At 61.4% G+C, this 2,734-nt stretch carries 2 protein-coding genes; both read right to left on the bottom strand.

The genetic code is table 11. The features are described 5' to 3' along the window. Positions 1 to 74 precede the first annotated feature (74 nt). On the bottom strand, positions 75 to 1,169 hold the full coding sequence (locus B7X49_RS18510) for a tyrosine-type recombinase/integrase (RefSeq protein ID WP_286705434.1): 1,095 nt from the start codon (positions 1,167 to 1,169) through the stop codon (positions 75 to 77). A gap of 4 nt (positions 1,170 to 1,173) precedes the next feature. Beyond that, positions 1,174 to 2,526 carry a hypothetical protein gene (locus B7X49_RS18505; protein ID WP_286705435.1) on the bottom strand — a complete coding sequence of 451 codons (1,353 nt, stop codon included), beginning with the start codon at positions 2,524 to 2,526 and terminating at the stop codon, positions 1,174 to 1,176. Positions 2,527 to 2,734: the final 208 nt, after the last annotated feature.

Raw genomic sequence — 2,734 nt, 5'->3', positions numbered from 1 at the left:
ATCGAAGCCCAACTCGCCGCCATCAAGCGCAAACCACGTCTCGTGCAATCATTCTTCAAAGCACCAAATGTCGCCTATATTACCGACTGCTGAGTAATGAGTTTCTTGAGCCAGAGCTTCGACAATTCCTGGCTTCCAGACCGGCTATAACAGCTCTGTACCATCTGCTCGCTGGTGTGACCGAGGCCGGCGGCGGCAAGGTCGGCGTCCGCCGGGTTGCGTATCATCGTTGTGACGACGAAGGCATGGCGAAAGACATGGCTATTCAAGGGATGGCCGAGGTGGGTACGGCCGAACTTATCGATTCCGGCGGCGATCATCGCTTCTCGAGGTGGCCGCCCGCCACGTGCGATCCATATATGGCCATGGTCGAGACGGTTGCCGAGCAGGGCCGGACGCCAGGTCGCGAGGTAGAGTTCGAGTCGTTTCGTGAGTTCGGGTGGAACGTCGAAGAGCAGGAGGGCGCCGTTCTTGACGTCGGAGGGGAACATCAGCCGCCAGCGCGACCCGGTCTGGCGAAGGTGTTCGCCGATTCGGATGCGCGTGAGGTCGCCAAGCCTGAGGCTGAAAAGGACGCAGAAAGCGACGATCAAGCTGTTTCGCGCTGCCTGGCTGGTATCCGTATCATCATGTGTGATCGGGATTGTATCGAACACGCGATAAGCGGCGGCAAGAACGCGCGCCGCATCCGGGCGGTTGATAGGCTTCCGGGACGCAACGATCTCGGCACGGTTCGGCTTTAGCGGCAGCGTGTTCACCCAAGCAAGATCGTGGCCTGGCAGCAGGATGCCGAGCCCGGTATGCAACCGGCGCAGTTCCTCGTGAACTGATCCCGCACGCAGGCGCTCGCACATGAAGCCGGCATAATCATTCACGAGGTCGGGCGTGAGCAGGGAGCCGATCGACACTTCGGGTGCCAGCGCCCGGACATAAACCAGATAGCCGAGGAAGCGACCGACGGATTGTTCCAGTCCCCGCACTGTCGGTTTTTCAAGGCGGTGCAGGATGGCTTGCCGGTCGAACAGGCCATGCTTCTCCTTCAAGCGACGCCAGCGGGCCCGATCTTCGGCGGGCCAAATATCCAGTGGCAGTCCCCGCCGCGTTCCCTTGTAACGCCGAACGGCATCGTCAGGGCTCGGTAAGCCTTTGGCAGAAGGGTCGGTGGACATGGCTTCAGCCTTTCACATTCGTCCGCAACCGCCGACGCCGGCGCTCGATCAACTCTGCGTAGGCGCGGTTCGCCGCCCGACCGCGTTGCGCGGCGTAGAACCGCAAGGTGGTCGCATCGGTTTGATGCCCGAGCACGCGCTGGGCGAGTGCGATGGCGCGCGGGTCTTCATCAAGGATGACCGTGCCGACATAGGCGCGAATCAAATGGGAATTGACATCGACGCCAAGCTCTCGGGCGATCAAGGTTCGGATCTGGCTGGCCATCGATTGCGATCCGAGATGGCCGCTGGCCCGTCCCGGGAACAGGCAGGTCGAATCGTCGTACAGCAGGACCGGGCGGAATTTTGTAATATAAGCCTCCAGCATGCGCACCGTCTGTGCCGATAGCGCACCCTCCACGACCGGCGCCCGCTTTGACGCCCGGCCATTAGAGATTCTGATCCCGGTGATCTTGCCCTTGGCGTTGCGAGCAAAATCGAGGGCGAGATCGAGGATCGAAAGATCCGCGACGCGCAAAGGCTTGTCGAACAGTATGGCCATCGAAAGGGCGTACTTCGCCGTGTCGGCCGCGCGCTTCATCTTGCCGGCGCTGGCGAATTTCAGCGCCTTCCGCCATAGCGTTTCGGGCAGTTGCAGGAAACGCCGCTCGATCTTGGGATCGTCGAATTGCGCGAGGCGTTCGAGCTTCTTCGCGGTGAAACCGCGATGCTTCGCTCGCACCTGTTTGCAAATGTCGATGACTTGTTCCAGCTCTGCGGTCGGTAATTTGCTCCATTGACGCGCCGCCACTACGAGGGCCTGCGCCGTGGATTCGGCGCCTAGCGTCCATGCACCGTCGGCGCAATTCGTTTCCCAGTAGTCCGTCAGAATCGCCTCGACGGCGTTCGGGGTGAGGATGGCCGCGAGAGAAGTCAGGCTTGCCGCAGGCCAACCGCGATTCACCAGCCGATGAGGGGCGAGGGCAAGAACACCTCCGCGGGTTCGCATGGTGCTTTCGGCCGCGGGCCCCTTGAAGCCCTTTTCGAAGGGCCCCGGCTTGCGAAGCTTTGCAAGATAGGCGTCAAGATCGGCCGCAAAGCTGGCAGGGATGCCGTTGGCGTCGTCGCGGATTGTCAGCCGGCTGCGGCCGGCGGGCAGTTCCTGGCCAGGGAAGTCGCGATTGTCGCGACACAGCTGATTCCAAAGGCTCTTTATCTTGCACGTTGTTTGCTCGGGCGCCTTGGCATTCGTGGCGGCGAGCGCTTCGCGATAGGCGTCGAGCTGTTCGAGCGCGACGCAATCGGGTGCAATGTTGCGCTCCTCGCAGAAGACCGCGAAGCGCCGCATCGTCGGCCGGCTCAGATCGGCATCGTCCATCATGCCGAGCAGGCTGGCCCAAGCGGCAGTCTGAATCGGTCGGCGAGGCTCTCGCGGCGGCAGCCACCCGGTCTTCCGCTGGATTGCGGCGAGCGAGCTTTTGATGTTGTAATACCAACCGGCTAAACGGTTGACTCGCGGGGGATTCTCAAATTTTTGTGGCTGTGTTTGAATGATTTCTGTCGATTCGCGAGGACGGAGGGATCAT

Origin of the sequence: Acidiphilium sp. 34-64-41 (assembly GCF_002282635.1) — a bacterium.
In the GTDB taxonomy this organism is placed as follows: domain Bacteria; phylum Pseudomonadota; class Alphaproteobacteria; order Acetobacterales; family Acetobacteraceae; genus Acidiphilium; species Acidiphilium rubrum.
Note: the sequence above shows the minus strand (reverse complement) of the source record. Positions and strands in the feature narration are given on the sequence as shown.

Bases quoted from the DNA above. Each gene is read 5' to 3' on its own strand.
- B7X49_RS18510 (WP_286705434.1), bottom strand. From the start codon at position 1,169: ATGTCCACCGACCCTTCTGCCAAAGGCTTACCGAGCCCTGACGATGCC.
- B7X49_RS18505 (WP_286705435.1), bottom strand. From the start codon at position 2,526: ATGGACGATGCCGATCTGAGCCGGCCGACGATGCGGCGCTTCGCGGTC.